The organism is Bacillus smithii (assembly GCF_001050115.1).
In the GTDB taxonomy this organism is placed as follows: domain Bacteria; phylum Bacillota; class Bacilli; order Bacillales; family DSM-4216; genus Bacillus_O; species Bacillus_O smithii.
In genome coordinates, this window is sequence record NZ_CP012024.1 from 1,585,750 (window position 1) to 1,599,978 (window position 14,229).

The 14,229-nt window shown below is 37.4% G+C and carries 13 protein-coding genes and 1 pseudogene; 13 read left to right on the forward strand and 1 reads right to left on the reverse strand.

The window, feature by feature from the left end; all coding sequences use genetic code 11:
- Positions 1-9: 9 nt before the first annotated feature.
- The 5 genes from BSM4216_RS07495 to BSM4216_RS07520 all read left to right on the forward strand — a co-directional run bounded on the left by BSM4216_RS07495 (position 10) and on the right by BSM4216_RS07520 (position 5,739).
- Positions 10-567 carry an SdpA family antimicrobial peptide system protein gene (locus BSM4216_RS07495; RefSeq protein WP_048623303.1) on the forward strand — a complete coding sequence of 186 codons (558 nt, stop codon included), beginning with the start codon at positions 10-12 and terminating at the stop codon, positions 565-567.
- A complete protein-coding gene (locus BSM4216_RS07500; RefSeq protein WP_053083235.1) occupies positions 552-1,328 on the forward strand; it encodes a sporulation-delaying protein SdpB family protein in 777 nt (258 codons plus the stop codon). Before BSM4216_RS07495 ends, BSM4216_RS07500 begins: the two co-directional genes overlap by 16 nt.
- A 123-nt stretch (positions 1,329-1,451) precedes the next feature.
- A complete protein-coding gene (locus BSM4216_RS07505) occupies positions 1,452-2,813 on the forward strand; it encodes an IS4 family transposase (RefSeq protein ID WP_048623304.1) in 1,362 nt (453 codons plus the stop codon).
- Between the two features lie 652 nt (positions 2,814-3,465).
- Positions 3,466-3,750: a hypothetical protein gene (locus BSM4216_RS07515; protein WP_048623306.1), complete on the forward strand. Its 285-nt coding sequence runs from the start codon at positions 3,466-3,468 to the stop codon at positions 3,748-3,750.
- 18 nt (positions 3,751-3,768) lie between these two features.
- Positions 3,769-5,739 (forward strand): MMPL family transporter, encoded by a 1,971-nt coding sequence (locus tag BSM4216_RS07520; RefSeq protein WP_255287952.1) that lies wholly within the window; start codon positions 3,769-3,771, stop codon positions 5,737-5,739.
- A 262-nt stretch (positions 5,740-6,001) separates the two neighbouring features.
- Here BSM4216_RS07520 and BSM4216_RS07525 read toward each other — a convergent pair whose 3' ends face one another.
- The gene (locus tag BSM4216_RS07525) at positions 6,002-6,589 is read right to left on the reverse strand and encodes a beta-class carbonic anhydrase (RefSeq protein ID WP_048623308.1); all 588 of its coding nucleotides are present in this window, start codon (positions 6,587-6,589) and stop codon (positions 6,002-6,004) included.
- Between the two features lie 244 nt (positions 6,590-6,833).
- On the opposite strand from BSM4216_RS07525, the gene BSM4216_RS07530 reads away from it, so the two are divergent.
- The 8 genes and pseudogenes from BSM4216_RS07530 to BSM4216_RS07560 all read left to right on the forward strand — a co-directional run bounded on the left by BSM4216_RS07530 (position 6,834) and on the right by BSM4216_RS07560 (position 14,222).
- Entirely contained in the window at positions 6,834-7,331 is a 498-nt protein-coding gene (locus BSM4216_RS07530) for a DinB family protein (RefSeq protein WP_048623309.1), read from the forward strand.
- Positions 7,332-7,439: 108 nt separating this feature from the next.
- Positions 7,440-7,586, forward strand: a complete 147-nt coding sequence (locus BSM4216_RS16700; protein WP_156179231.1) for a hypothetical protein — start codon at positions 7,440-7,442, stop codon at positions 7,584-7,586.
- A gap of 223 nt (positions 7,587-7,809) precedes the next feature.
- A pseudogene (locus BSM4216_RS07535) lies at positions 7,810-8,224 on the forward strand (LLM class flavin-dependent oxidoreductase); the annotation flags it as partial.
- A 120-nt stretch (positions 8,225-8,344) separates the two neighbouring features.
- Entirely contained in the window at positions 8,345-10,072 is a 1,728-nt protein-coding gene (locus BSM4216_RS07540; RefSeq protein ID WP_048623310.1) for a CocE/NonD family hydrolase, read from the forward strand.
- A gap of 48 nt (positions 10,073-10,120) precedes the next feature.
- A complete protein-coding gene (locus tag BSM4216_RS07545) occupies positions 10,121-10,825 on the forward strand; it encodes an HAD family hydrolase (protein WP_048623311.1) in 705 nt (234 codons plus the stop codon).
- Between the two features lie 39 nt (positions 10,826-10,864).
- On the forward strand, positions 10,865-12,424 hold the full coding sequence (locus BSM4216_RS07550; RefSeq protein WP_053083237.1) for an ABC transporter substrate-binding protein: 1,560 nt from the start codon (positions 10,865-10,867) through the stop codon (positions 12,422-12,424).
- A gap of 36 nt (positions 12,425-12,460) precedes the next feature.
- Positions 12,461-13,402, forward strand: coding sequence for an ABC transporter permease (locus BSM4216_RS07555; protein ID WP_048623312.1), 942 nt, complete (start codon positions 12,461-12,463; stop codon positions 13,400-13,402).
- Positions 13,403-13,412: 10 nt separating this feature from the next.
- Positions 13,413-14,222, forward strand: coding sequence for an ABC transporter permease (locus BSM4216_RS07560; RefSeq protein WP_048623313.1), 810 nt, complete (start codon positions 13,413-13,415; stop codon positions 14,220-14,222).
- Positions 14,223-14,229: the final 7 nt, after the last annotated feature.

Consider the following 14,229-nt stretch of genomic DNA (forward strand, 5'->3'; position numbering starts at 1 on the left):
AATAAGGTCATGAATCAGGAAATTAAGAATAATACTGTAATGTCTTTCTATATTACTCTGTTTATCTTGTTATCGATTTTTGTACTTTCTATTATTGCTGCCTTACCACCAAATCCTATTAATATAAAAAGTGATTATAAACTTGTGATTTCGCAAATAATGCCACAAGGATGGGGGTTCTTCAGCAAAAGTCCTAGAGATGAATACTTGGATGTCTATTCTTTAGATGGAGAAAAGTCAGTAAAATGGCCAAATATGAGAGTTTCAAACCTATTTGGGATTAGTAGAGAAGGTAGAGCACAAGGAACAGAAATTGGGATGTTTCTACAAGAAATACAAGGGTCTGAATTTAAAGAATGTTCAAAATATGATATAAAATATTGTATTAAAGAGATAGAGGATGTTAAGCCAATTGAAATTATAAACAAAACACCTGAACCAACCCTTTGCGGAGTACATATTATTACAATCAAGGAACCAATGCCATGGTCTTGGAGTTCTAGTATAGAAAGAAATTATAAAACTATGAAAATGGTGAAGGTAGAATTAAAATGTTCCAAAACATAAAGGAATCAACTGTAAACCAACTAAATAACCTTGGATCTCCATTTACCAATGTTTATGGTTTAGCAAGAACCATTTTAGCACTTTCCTCTATTATGACTCTTATGTTTAATGAAGTGAGTACACTATTCAAACCCGTGGCAGGGATTGAAGAATATCCATTTTGCTCCACTGGCATTAGTCGTATAAGTGCATTTTGTATTTTACCTGTAGAGTTCTTACCAACCGTTAAAATTATTGTGATTTTCTTATTACTACTGGTAGCGTCAGGGTGGAGACCAAGAATCACAGGGATAATACATTGGTGGATTGCATTTAGTATCCAAAACTCAATGACAACACTAGATGGTGGAGATCAAGTTATTAGTGTATTAACCTTTTTATTACTTCCTATTACTTTAGGAGATAAAAGAAAATGGCATTGGGAAAGAAAAACTTCAGTAGAAGAATCAAAAGTTGCTAATGCGATTGCTTGGGCAGCTATCTTCGTTATCCAACTTCAAATTGCTATTTTATATTTACATTCTAGTATTGCAAAACTGTTTAATGCAGAATGGGTTAATGGAACAGCTGTTTACTACTATATCAATGACCCAATGTTTGGAGTAAATCCAAAACTTATGACCCTTATTGAACCAATTGCGGAAAGTTGGTTAATTATTATACCTACTTGGGGAACAATCGTTTTGCAATTATTACTATTTTGTGGATTATTTTCTAATTATCTCAACTTTCGCAGTCCAAAATCTTGTTTAAATGCTTGATGTAAATGGTTTTGGGAAGTACAAAATTATCATTTGACATTTTTTAAAACATAAAGAAAGACACCTATTCTTTTGGTAAAATATTGGTGACGAAACCAAATCCAAAAGAAAGGTGTCACCACTATGATAACGAATAAAGACTACTTTGCGCAATTACCAAAAGAAATTAAACAAGGATTTTCCGAATTAAATATTGGATATCATTTAAGAAAAGCGAATATTACGAAACTTTCCGGGTATTCTTGTCTTACTGTTTTCAAACTGATTTTTCTTTTAGTCTTCCAATATAAGAACTGGTTTCGTGCTTTTATGAGTAAACGATCTCAGGATCTGCCCGGAAAGGATACAGTCTATCGCTTTTTAAATACACCAACCTATCATTGGAGAAAGTTTCTGCTTTCATTAAGCAGTGAAATGATCCGTCTGCTTCAACCATTAACTTCAAAAGATCGTGTCACAGCTTTTGTGATTGATGATTCTGTCTTTTCAAGAAACCGTAGTAAGTCGGTTGAACTGTTGGCTAAGGTTTTTGATCACTCTACCCATCAGTACTTGAAAGGGTTTCAAATGCTTACCCTTGGCTGGACCGATAGTTTTACTTTTATTCCCATTGATTTTGCTCTTCTAAGTTCACCGAAAAAGGAAAATCGCCTGCAAGAAATCAATACCAATATTGATAAACGAACATCTGGCTATAAGCGTCGCCAGGAAGCTCTGAAATCAAAACCGGACGTGGCTTCAGCTTTACTTGATCATGCGCTTGAAAAAGGGATTATAGCTGACTATGTTCTCATGGATTCCTGGTTTACACAAGCGCCTTTAATTGAGAAGATTACGAACAAAGGGTTATTTGTCATTGGCTTGGTGAAGCAATTAAAGCAGCGATACGTTTACAATGGTGAACGTTTCACACTGAATCAACTTTACAAATTGGCAAAACCTCACATGGGTAAAAAAGACATTCGCGGATCCGTTTATGCTACTTTAGACAATGGAATTCCAGTAAAAATTCTATTTGTACGAAACCGTAATAAACGGAGCGAATGGCTTGCCATTCTCAGCACAGATACAACATTAGAAAATGAAGAGATCATTCGTATTTACGGCATGCGTTGGGACATTGAAGTCTTCTTCAAATGCAATAAATCCCTTTTAAATTTAGAGAAAGAATTCCAGGGACGTTCCTACGACATGTTAATTAGCCATACAACCATTGTTTTTACACGATATATTCTCATTGCTTGGCAAATGCGAAAAGAGGAGGATCCTAAGACGATTGGCAACCTTTTTTACATCCTTTGCGAAGATGTAAAAGACATAGATTTTATTACTGCCCTTCAATCACTTATTGACCTTTTCCAAACTTTGGCGGAAGCCGAGGTTTCTTTGAACATGGACATCTTTAAAAATCAAATGAATAAATGGTTGGCCACTATACCTAATTATATCAAGCAATGCTTAAATATTACTGTGTGCGAAAGTTGAGTTATTAAAATTTGGTGAGAACTACATTCCATTTGTAATTTTGTGGTCCAGGTACCAATTGCAAAACCACCCTGATTTTCAAGATGAAGTGTTTGAGATATTTAAAGACCTCAGACATCCGTTCTGTGAAATATTAAAGGAAGGTACGAAACAGGGAATCTTTAAAACTCCCTATCCTGAAGCAGCGGGTTATTTAATACTTTCAATGGTTTATACATTGATTCCTAATTTGCAGCCAAAGAATTTGCCATTAGATTTACCTGTAGATGAAAAAATTGAATTTTTAATCAACTTCGTACTAAATGGATTAGGGTGTAATAAAAATTAGGGAAATAAGTTTTCCTTTTTTTAAACAACATAAATGGGTGACTGGTCACTCACCCGAAAGGAAGAAAGAATGTTGAATAAATTTGATTCTGTTAAGACGGCACCAGAAGTGTTATCAAAAGGTGGATTGATCCCTGTTTCCCGATGACGAATGTAGAGAAAAACGAAGGAGAACTAGTGGAAATTCTGAATTCATTACACTTTAATCCATAAATTTTGGTGGAAGATGTTCTAACACTAAGTCAAATGCCGATTCCCGTAAAAAATTTGAAGCTTTTATGTGAATAGATCTGAAATTCAAACTAGAGAATAGGATGATGAATGAATGTTTACCAAACTCGCAAAATGGGTGACTGGTCACCCAAAGAAAATCCTGTTATTTTGGATTTTAATATTATTAGCAGGGGGATACTTTGCCATTAATCTTCCTAATCAATTATCTTCTGGTGGTTTTAATGACCCTAAAAGCGAATCGATGACTGAAAAGAATATAATACAAAAAGAATTTTCCAATAAATATCCTCAAAACTTAATTGTGGTGGTTCAACACAAATCAAAGACAGTTTCTGATAAAGATTATGAAAAGATTATTGGAGAAATTAAGAACTAACTCAATGGTTTTAGCCAAATTAAAGAAGTAACGACTTATTATGATCACAAGAATAAACAATTAGTCTCTAAAGATAAATCAACAACTTATATAGCAGTTGGACTATCTGCAACTGAAGATCAAGCAGCGAGCTTGGTACCTAAGATTGAATCTAAATTAGGCAGTATTGGTCATAAAAATTTTAACGTGAAAGTAACCGGTGGACCCGCTCTTAATTACGCTTTAAATAAAGCTACAAAAGAGTCGGTATCAAAAGCTGAAATGATTGCATTTCCGGTAATGGTTATAGTTCTTCTCATCGTATTTAGGACTGTATTTTCTGCAGTATTGCCTTTAGCAATGGCAATGTTTGCTCTAACTGGTACGATGGCTACAGTATATTTTATAGCTCAGAACTATTCTCTAAATATTTTAGTTACCAATATTATCAGTATGGTTGGGCTAGGAGTTGCGGTTGACTATTCACTGTTTATCGTAAGTAGGTACAGAAAAGAGCTGGAGCATTCAAGTGTTATCGAGGCAGTAAAAAAAACGATGGAAACGGCAGGTAGATCTGTTCTTTATTCGGGCTTAACTGTAGCAATTAGTTTATCCGCTTTGTTTATTCCCAATATAATGATTTTTAATTCCATCGCATTGGGAGGAGTCATCGTCGTTTTCTTCTCTATCTTGGTTTCCATAACATTGTTGCCCGCTCTTTTAACAATGATGGGAACCCGGGTAAACAAATGGAGAATACCTTTATTTAATAGGCGTAATAAAACAAATATATGGGAACGGTTGGCGAATAAGTTAATTAAACATCCAGTTGTCTTTTTAATCCCATCGCTTTTCATTCTATTGATCATTGCTGTTCCTGCCATAAAAACAAACATGCAAGTACCAGTTGCTAGTGCATCTTCTATTCCAAACGATTCTCCGGAACGTGAAGGATTTGAGATGTTGATCAATAAGTTTGATCAAGGTGATGTATTTCCAATTGAGATTGTTTTGAAATCGCAACATGGAAAAATAATTGATAAATCAAACTTAGAAACAGTTAATCGAATTACAAATGAAGTAAGCAAATTGGATTACGTTGATAAAGTAACGAGTATCACTAATTGGAACAATGAATGGAAATTAGAAGATTATGAAGGAGCTTATAAAAATTTCAATTTGTTTTCAGGCACACTAAAAGAACAATTAGAGAACTTGTTAAATGCAGACAATGGCAAAGATACTACAGTTATCCTTGTAGCATCTGATATAGCAGCAGATTCAAAAATCTCTCATAATCTTGTAAAGGATATCAGGGAAACCGTTAAGAAAAACAATACGAATCATCTAACTACTTATGTAGGGGGAGAAACTGCAACAGGATTGGATTTTGACCATAAGGTTTTCGAAAGTATTCCGATCATGATTTTAACCGTGTTTATAGTCAGTTTCTTTGTTTTAGTCATAACCTTTAAATCCATTATTATTCCAATTAAAGCAATTGTCCTAAATACACTTGTCACTTTAGCAAGTATAGGAGTATTGGTTTTTGGTTTTCAAAACAAGTTCTCATTAAACTTTGACCCGAATCAAACCATAAATTCAATCACGCCAGTTGTACTTTTCACGGTTCTCTTTGGACTAAGTATGGATTATGAAGTAATTATCATTAGTCGAATGAAAGAATTTTTTGAAGAAGGTCTATCCCATGACAATAGTATCGTGAAAGGATTATCAGATACAGCAGGATTAGTGAATGGAGCAGCAATTATAATGATAGCTGTTTTTGGCGCATTTTCATTAGTAAATGTAAGAGTTGTTGCAGAGATGGGACTTGGATTAGCATTTGCAATACTTGTGGATGCTTTATTGGTAAGAACGATTCTAATTCCGATATTGATGAAATTATTTGGAGAATTAAATTGGTGGATACCGTTTAAAAAGAAAGGAACATCAAAAACAAAAGTTCCACATGAATCATTACCTGTACGGGGAGGAACAAATTCATGATTGATACAGTTGGGTTTCTAAATGTAGAAGGAGTATACTTCATTACGTTTTTTAAATAAAGAAAATGTCGCAAAGGACACTATATTATTTTAATGCGAGTGACCCAATATGACAGTAGCAGCACAAAATGGCCGTTAACGAGAGGAAACGGTTATTCCATAAAAATAGCTGCACTTTTAGCAGCTATTTTTATGCTTTAAACATGTTCATTTTTTTGAAATAAAAGAACGGTAGGTTCGTGATATGAAAAAAGCAATGATGATCAAACGGTGACTGCTTGTCCAATACGAGTCGCTTCATGTACTTCCACGAGACGACCGCTTTTCACGTCATAAATAAATCCGTAGATCGGAATGTAATTTGGCACGAGAGGGTGAGAACGAATGCGTTCAACATCGTCGATGACACTTTGTTTTAGATTGCGGATTGGCAAAAATTCTATGTACTCGCCTTCTTTCGAACCGGAGTCTCTTCCTACATCTTTCCAATTTTGTCCGTCAAATTCAGCTGTTTCCAGGCTGTTGGAGAGCAATTGGCGGATCACGTCATTGGTAAATGTCTCCATCCCACAATCGGTATGATGAATCACGAACCATTCTCTTGTTCCTAACAGTTTATATGAGATAATGAGGGAACGAATGGCATCGTCACTTGCACGACCTCCGGCATTTCTGATCACATGAGCATCACCCTCTGCTAGTCCTGCAAACTTAGCCGGATCAAGACGGGCGTCCATGCAAGTCAGAATGGCAAAACGACGCTTTGGCGGCAGCTGCAAATGGGCTTTATCGCCGAAATGAGCAGAGTATTCTTCGTTGGCGGCCAATACTTCATTTAAAATGTCACTTATTTTCCAACACCCTTCCTTTCAAAATTACATAAATCATATCTGTTTACTGTGATTATATCCAATCGCTGTGTGGCCGTCAATTTATTTTTAGAATATTTAGATTTTTATTTTCGGTTTTCTATAAAAAGAGATCGTTATTTTCAATAGAATCTATAAAGAGATTTCTCCTTATTTTTATGAACAGGAATTAGGATCCTTTTTGCGAAATAAAACAAATATAACGATCTTTTTTGGAGGTGCTGAAGTGACAATTGGTCAAGAGTATTTAAAGGTTGTGCGTGAACGTTTTTTGGATATGAAGAAAACAGCAGAGAGAGCGATGGAACAATTGTCCGAAGATGAACTTTTTTACTGTTTTAACGAAGAATCCAATAGTATTGGCATGATTGTTAAACATATGAACGGCAACATGATTTCGCGCTGGACCGACTTTTTTGCTTCAGACGGAGAAAAACCAAATCGAAATCGCGATGATGAATTTACCAACGATCTAAAAAGCAGGGAAGAACTACTTGATCGCTGGGAAAAAGGATGGCAAATTTTTTTAAAAACTTTATACGAAATCGACGAAAAAGATCTTTTAAAAACCATCACGATCCGGAATGAGCCTCATACTGTCATCCAAGCTATCGAAAGACAAATGTACCACTATTCTTATCACATCGGACAGATCGTCTATATTGCAAAACAAATAAAATCTACAGATTGGAAAACGTTAACGATACCAAAGAGAAGACAGTAGAGTAGCACCATCGTTGGAATGAATGAAGCTGTTAAAATGATTTTTTAAACCAGATTACGATACTGGCTTTTAGGAATTTCTTTTAATGGGGCGAAAGGGGGACTCGATTTGAATTCAGGGAAATCATCTGGAAGTGGCAAAATGTCCATTCAATATGGATGGAAAATCGGATTTTTGCCTAATGAATGCATTAAAGATGAACCGGAAGGAAGTCCATGTCGATCATTTGATGATGCTCAAACCGTATATTCCTAGCATTTATTATGGAGCTGAGTTCACTACCATTTGGTTGAAAAATTTAAAATCGTTAATAGCATCCGTATCATAAAAGAATTGATAGATTTTTTGGATGAATGATAAAAATCTTTCTATCACCGGAAGTATTGCTTTTTTGTCATTTCCGGTGATAAGATTAATCATAAAAATAAAACCTATTATTCATACCAAAAAACTAAGAATAGAAAAGAGGGAGATGCACATTAGTGATCAGTTTGGATTAGATCAAAGTCCGATCCTTGAAGGCTCTTCAGCTGTTGACGCCTCGCTCAAAAAGCAGGGGGCTACTCGCGCTTCTGGGTGTCGAAGCATCATCATACGGAACAGTTGGCCGGGTCGTCTCCGGAAGTTTTAATGTCGTATTTGCTTGCCCGAACGAGGTCGATCCGCATCGGATCAGGAGGCGTCATGCTTCAGCATTATAGTCCTTTTAAAGTAGCGGAAAATTTTCATGTTTTGTCTACTCTAGCTTCCGGAAGAGTCGATCTTGGGATTGGGAAGGCTCCGGGCGGACTGCCGTTATCGACAAAAGCGTTGCAATTTAGCGCCGTGAATGACGGACAATATTTTGAAGAAAGGTTTCTTTTTTTAAAAAATTAATTGAAAATTCAGTCTGTTAAGATCATCCGCTTGCCGGGATCTCGAAAAAATTACAATAGCCGTTTGGAAAGAGGGACGGTCTGAAGTGCGATGGTGTGGATGCCACCCATAAAAGGAAGGTAGGGACATGCTTAGCAATGAAGAGGCAGAAAGTAACGGAGAATATTCAAATTACAAGAGATGTATCTGTTCCTATGAGAGATGGGACCATTTTGTATGCAGATATATACCGGCCAGATGACCAAGAAAAATATCCGGTTTTGCTATTAAGAACCCCTTACAACAAGAGCGATGCCCAGACAATGAATTACGCTCATCCAATATGGTATGCCCAAAATGGGTATGTAGTTATTGTTCAAGATACTCGTGGGAGGTGGGAGTCTGAAGGGACATTTGATCCTTATCGGACGGAAGGACAGGACGGCTATGATACGGTTGTATGGTCGGCGCATTTGCCTGATGTAGAACCTAAAGTCGGGATGTACGGTTTTTCTTATGCTGGTGCAGTGCAATTGTTAACAGCTGCTGAGAGGCCTCCTTATTTAAAATGTATTGTTCCGGCAATGATTGGTTCGGATGGCTATAACGGACAGGTTTATAAACATGGTGCATTTGCTCTTGCTTTGAATTTGTCTTGGACATTGTTTGTTAGCCAGAATGAAGGGTTTCGCAGAGGAAAATGGGAGTGGTTAAAAGAGATTTCTTTCAAGACTCCGACGATCCACTCATTCTATCATTACCTGCCTTTGAAGGATGTGCCGGTTGTAAAAGAGGAATTAACACCATTTTATAAAGAGTGGCTTGAACATAACGTGAGGGATGAATATTGGGATCGATACTCTATACGGGACTATTGTGAGAAAATAACCGTTCCTGCTCTACATATTGGTGGATGGTATGACATCTTCATCGACGGAACAATTGAAAACTTTCAAGGTATAAAAAAATATGCGAACGCTGTGGCAGCCAATGAACAATATTTGTTTATTACTCCTTGGTACCATATGCCATGGTCGAGATTTGTTGGTGAACTTGATTTTGGAAAAGATGCCGGCAACCGCATCGATGAAATTCAACTGAGCTGGTTTAACCGATGGTTAAAAGATGAAGTAAACGAATGGGGACATAAAAAGCCAGTGCAGTACTTTTTGATGGGCAGCAATGAGTGGAGAGAGTCATCTCAATGGCCGCCTCCTAATACGGTAAATACCAATTACTATCTGCATAGTTCATATAAAGCCAATTCAATCAATGGTGATGGAAAGCTCTCCATTCATCCACCTGAAAATGAATCACCTGATATTTTTGTTTATCACCCTTCCATTCCAGTACCGGCACTTGGCGGAAGATCAGGAGCTGATCCCGTTTTAACGCCGATGGGTCCGAAAAATCAACTTCCCATTGAAGTGAGAAACGATGTTTTAGTTTATACATCAGACATATTAGAAGAAGATGTTTCTGTTGTTGGCGACATAAAAGTCATCCTGTATGCATCGACGACTGCGCAAGATACAGACTTTGTCGTGAAGCTCATCGATGTTCATCCGAACGGAAATGCGTATAACGTTGCAGAAGGAATCATTAGGGCGAGTTTTCGGAACTCCTTGGAACGACAAGAACCTGTGCCGGCTTCCCGAGTCATTAAATATGAAATAATTGCCGGCGCTGTTGCCAACGTTTTTCATAAAGGGCATTCCATTCGTCTTGATATAACTAGTTCATTGTTTCCGACATTTGACCGTAATCCAAATAGATTGGTCAAACCGGGAAGTGCGACGGAAGCGGATTTTATTGCTGCAACTCAAACGATTTATCATGACGGACGATATCCGTCGCATGTCGTCCTACCGATTGTTAAAGAGTAACTCCGAGTTTTAAAATGAATGTCCACGTTAAAAAGAAGGAAGGAACACATGGAAAAAAAGTTCGTTTGGTTTGATTTAGGCTATACCCTTTTTTATCAGCAACGAGAGGACGTTTATCAGCAATTTTTAGCGGAAAATGGAATTTATATTTCGTTGGAAAAAATCGAAAGGGCTTATCATCTGACAGATAAATATTTTATGAGAGAGTATCCTAGTGTTTTAGGAAAAGATGTTCAAACTTTCTATCCTTGGTATTTAGGTGTTTTGAATTTTAAGCTTGGCCTCCATTTTCATTTGAGCAGACAGAGCGAAAGAATGCTGGAGATGAAAAAGCCTATAGAGCAATGGCGTCCTTTCGCTTTTGTGAATTCGGTGTTAACTAAATTAAAAAGGCATTCTTACGGACTGGGAGTGATCAGCAACTGGGATCACAGTGCAAGAGAACTTTTGGAAAGACATCATTTAACTGCTTATTTTGATCATATAATTATTTCTTCAGAAGTTGGCGTTGAAAAGCCGGATGCAGCGATTTTTGAAATAGCTTTAAAAGACGCTGGCGTGTCCGGAGAAGAGTGCATATACGTCGGGGACAACTACTATGATGATGTGGTTGGCAGTTCGAAAGTAGGAATGAAAGCTTTGTTGATTAATCGGTTTAATCAGGAGGGAATAGAGGAAATTCGGTATCCTCACACGATTCGTTCTATAGAAGAAGTGCCAGATTTATTAAATAAAATGGATCTTCTTTTATAAATATAATTCCTCATTTTAACGTAAAGGGGAGTCATTTGGATGGCTTTAAGTATTAAAAGAAGAAAAAGGAAAAAAACCAATTTCATGAAAAGGCTATGGTTAAGCATTTCGATTGTTTTATTGCTATCCGCATGTGAAAGCCAAAAAGAGGTATCAATTGGCACTTCTTCCACAAAAGAAAAAGGGGATAAAGAAGTGGTCGTCGCAGTTCCTCAAGATCCCGATTATTTGGACCCATTTTTGGCTCAAGCCGCGGGAACAAGAGAAATAATGTTCAATGTTTTTGAAGGGCTGCTAAAGCCAAACAATAAAGGTGAGCTTATCCCGGCAATTGCGAAATCTTATAAAATTTCGCAGGATGGTTTAACTTATACATTTGTGCTGAGAGATGGAGTCAAATTTCATAACGGGCAAGAGGTGACTGCTGAGGATGTAAAGTATTCCTATGATCTTTTAGCGGGGATTGGTACAGGAAAACCATTGTACACTTCATTTAGCAATGTGGAATCTATTACGGCACCGGATAAGAAAACGGTCGTCATTAAACTGAAACAAAGGGAAGCCGCTTTCTTAACGGCAGTGACGGCTGCCGTTATTCCGAAAGGTTATAAGGACAGCAATAAAACTCCAATTGGGACAGGTCCTTTTAAGTTTGTGGAATACTTGCCAGGGCAGCGTCTTGTTCTGGAGAAAAACCCTAATTACTATGTGAAAGGTGTTCCTTATTTGGACAAGGTTGAGTTTCAGATTATTAAAGATGCCGAAGCCGCTTTCTTGGCTTTTAAATCAGGAGAAATTGATATTTATCCTCGAATCGGCAGTGAAAAATTAGATGAGTTAGGCAAAGGATACAAATATGTAAGCGCTCCGCAAAACTTAGTACAATTACTTGCATTTAACCATAAAAGAAAGCCATTCAATAACAAATTGGTCCGCCAGGCAATCAATTATGCTATTGATAAAGATGAAATTATTAAAGGAGTGGCTTTAGGAAAAGGAACAAAGATCGGTTCGAACATGAGCCCGATTATGGGCAAATATTATCAAGAAGACTTGGAAGACAAGTATGCGTTTAATATCAAAAAAGCGAAAAAGTTACTTGCAAAAGCGGGTTATCCGAATGGATTTGAAACAACGATAACGGTACCGTCCAATTATCAATTTCATGTGGATACAGCTCAAGTAATCGCGCGGTATCTCGAAAAAATCGGAATTAAAGCAAAAATTGAAACCGTCGAATGGGGAGTATGGCTTGATCGTGTTTATCAAGGCAGAGATTATGACATGACCATTATAGGGCTGGATGGAAAATTAGATCCATATGAAATCTTAAATAAATATTTATCAACATCCAAAAATAATTTCTTTAATTTTTCTAACACCCAGTTTGATCACGTGTTAGAACAGGCAAGAACGGCAATGGATGAAAATAAGCGGGTAGAACTCATTAAAAAGGCACAGACCATTTTGGCTGAAGAAGCAGCAGCCGTTTATATTATGGATCCGAACACAAATACGGCATTAAAAGACAATTTGGAAGGATATAAAACGTATCCGATTTATGTTCAAGATTTGTCAACGATTAAGGTGAAAGAATAAGAGGCAATGAATTAGGCAAAGGGACAAGGTGATTGTATGAATTTTGTAGTAAGGAGAATCATTACTTTTTTTCTGACACTGATTTTTGTCGTTTTCCTGTCTTTTTGCGCATTTCGAATTATTCCCGGGAATCCCGCTTTGGCGATTTTAGGAACGGAGGCTACCCCGGCGCAATTAGAAGCTCTAAATAAAAAACTCGGAACTGACAAACCTCTTATCGAACAATTTGGATCATGGATGACGGACATTTTTCATTTAGATTTTGGAGAATCGCTGCGATTTTCTGAACCCGTTTTAAATTTAATAATAAGCCGCTCCTCCGTTACGTTTTCTTTAGCCATCATTGCTTTAAGCATAATCATTGTTACAGCGATACCTTTAGGAATTTTGGCAGCGAAGAGCAAAGGGAAAACGATGGATTTTTTGATCTCGATCATTACACAAATCGGGCTTTCGGTTCCTTCGTTTTGGTCTGGCATTCTGCTTATATTGATTTTCGGATTTACATTGAATTGGTTTTCTGCAGGGGGATACGTTCCGTGGTCGAAAAATCCATTCCTGGCTTTTCGTTCTCTTTTCTTGCCGTCGCTGGCAGTAGCAATTCCGCAGATCGCCATCGTTGTACGATATTTACGAACTACGATGATTGAACAGCTGAACGAGGATTATGTCCGTACTGCATATAGTAAAGGCTTAAAAGAATCGACTATTTATTTTAAACATGTATTAAAAAATGCCCTTATCCCTGTCGTTACAGTAGTTGGAATGAATTTTGGCGAAATTCTTGCAGGAAGTTTAGTCATTGAACAGGTTTTTACACTTCCCGGGTTTGGAAGTTTGCTTGTTTCCGCCATCGGCAGCCGTGATTATCCGCTTATTCAAGGGATGGTCCTTATTATAGCGTTTCTTGTTGTTTTAGTTAACTTAATAGTGGATTTAACCTATCGTTGGTTAGATCCGAAAATAGAATTAAAATAGGGTGGTCCGCATGAATCTTTCGAAAAACAGCAATCTATGGATTGGAATGATTTTGGTTTCGGCAATGTTTTTACTCATGTTGGTAAGTTTCGTCTATTTGCCGCACAACGTGAATGAAATGAACATTGGGGATCGCCTTGCCAGTCCAAGCCGCAAGCATCTTTTAGGGACAGATAACTTTGGAAGGGATATTTTAAGCCGCGTAATGGAGGGTTCTCAAACAGCTTTTACAGTAGGTTTCTTCTCCGTTGCCATTGGCATCACCGGTGGATTGGTCATCGGGGCTGCTTCGGGTTATTTAGGAAAATGGGTGGATGAAATTTTGATGCGCCTGATGGATGCTTTATTGGCATTTCCAGGAATTATCATAGCACTCGTTCTCGTCTCTATTTTTAAGCCCGATTTAACGCAGACGATTATAGCGGTTGGTATTTTTTTTATTCCCGGGTTTGCCCGAATTATTCGCAGCGGCTTTTTGGCCTATAAAAAAACTGATTTTGTAACAGCGGCCAGACATTTAGGAGCGGGGCATCTTAGAATCATTGTTTATCATATTCTTCCAAATATTTTGTCGCCTATTATTGTAGCAGCCTCTTTAAATTTTTCAGCTGCTATTTTAATAGAAGCGGCACTCAGTTATTTGGGATTAGGTGTTCAACCTCCGGATCCAAGTTGGGGCAGAATGTTGAATGAATCGCAAAGTTACATTTATAAAGCACCATGGTATACACTTGCTCCCGGCATATTCATTACGTTGACGGTTCTTGGATTCAACTTGCTTGGAGATGGGATAAGGGACTGGATAGCGCGGAAGGACTAGAAAGGAG